The sequence below is a fragment of the Streptomyces sp. RPT161 genome, assembly GCF_027533845.1.
Taxonomy (GTDB): domain Bacteria; phylum Actinomycetota; class Actinomycetes; order Streptomycetales; family Streptomycetaceae; genus Streptantibioticus_A; species Streptantibioticus_A silvisoli_A.
In genome coordinates this window covers 1-1,136 of sequence record NZ_JAPZVN010000079.1, presented here as the reverse complement: position 1 = coordinate 1,136, position 1,136 = coordinate 1, and the positions used below count along the sequence as shown (strand labels likewise).

Here is a 1,136-nt window from a genome sequence, read left to right as displayed (position 1 = left end):
TCCCCACCGGAGCGCTGGCACAGCGTCTCGCCGGGCTCCCGGAGGCGGAACGCGGCCGTGCGGTACTGGAGTTGGTCTGCACCCAGGTGGCCGCAGTCCTCGGTCTGACCGGGCCGCAGGAGGTCGAACCGCTGCGTGCCTTCAACGAGGTCGGCTTCGACTCCCTGACCGCCCTCGAACTGCGCAACCGCATGAACGCGGCCACCGGGGTCCGGCTCCCGGCCACCTTGATCTTCGACTACCCGACCCCGACCGCTCTGGCCGACTACCTGGCCGCGGAGTTCCTCGGTGCCCACGCGGACGCCGCCCCACCGGTCGTCGCGGCGGCTGTGGCGGCGGATGACGAGCCCATCGCGATCGTGGCGATGAGCTGCCGTTTCCCCGGTGGGGTCAAGTCACCGGAAGACCTGTGGCAACTGGTCACCGAGGGCAGGGACGCGATATCCGGCCTGCCGACCGACCGGGGCTGGGACGTGGAGGGGCTGTTCGATCCGGATCCCGACCAGCCGGGGACCAGCTACACCCGCGACGGTGGATTCCTGCACGACGCACACCACTTCGACCCGGTCTTCTTCGGCATCAGCCCCCGGGAGGCGCTGGCCACCGACCCGCAGCAGCGGCTGCTGCTGGAGACCACCTGGGAGGTGTTCGAGCGGGCCGGGATCGACCCGTCGTCGGTGCGCGGCAGTCGTACCGGTGTCTTCGCGGGCGTGATGTACAACGACTACGGCACCCTGCTGCACCGCGCGCCCGACGGGCTTGAGGGCTACATGGGCACCGCCAGTTCCGGCAGCGTGGTGTCGGGCCGGGTGTCGTACACGTTCGGTCTTGAGGGTCCGGCGGTCACGGTCGACACCGCGTGCTCGTCGTCGCTGGTCACCCTGCATCTCGCGGTCCAGGCGCTGCGCAACGGCGAGTGCGAACTGGCGCTGGCCGGTGGCGTCACCGTGATGGCCACCCCGGGTACGTTCGTCGCGTTCAGCCGCCAGCGCGGTCTTGCGGCGGACGGCCGCTGCAAGCCGTTCGCCGCTGGTGCGGACGGTACGGCTTGGGGCGAGGGCGTTGGCATGCTGCTCGTTGAGCGGCTGTCGGACGCCCAGCGCAACGGTCACCCCGTGCTGGCCGTGGTCCGTGGC

The 1,136-nt window shown here is 71.0% G+C and carries 1 protein-coding gene; it reads left to right on the top strand.

The features are described 5' to 3' along the window. A partial coding sequence (locus O5O46_RS34975) for an acyl carrier protein (RefSeq protein ID WP_269859719.1) occupies positions 1-1,136 on the top strand: 1,136 nt, incomplete at both ends.